The organism is Prevotella sp. HJM029, from assembly GCF_000599605.1.
Taxonomy (GTDB): domain Bacteria; phylum Bacteroidota; class Bacteroidia; order Bacteroidales; family Bacteroidaceae; genus Prevotella.
On record NZ_AZHT01000130.1, the window covers coordinates 1 to 213 of the forward strand.

Below are 213 nucleotides of genomic sequence, written 5' to 3' on the forward strand. Positions count from 1 at the left end.
GTTAAACTTAAAATGAAATAGAAATGGAAAAGGAAACTATGATGAGCGACAAAGACCTTTCATGGTTCTTGGGTGTGGAAGATGAAACAGAGAACGAATCTACTTCACAAGAAGCGACTGCAGTTCCTGAAAGAGAAAGACCAACAAACAAGCAGGACACAGAGAATACCATGCACTCCGAGCCTGCACGGAACACTGAGAGTGCAACTGTTC

The 213-nt window shown here is 42.7% G+C and carries 1 pseudogene; it reads left to right on the plus strand.

From position 1 onward, the window contains the following. Nucleotides 1-23: 23 nt before the first annotated feature. Nucleotides 24-213: pseudogene (locus tag X919_RS14955) on the plus strand (DUF3408 domain-containing protein); the annotation flags it as partial.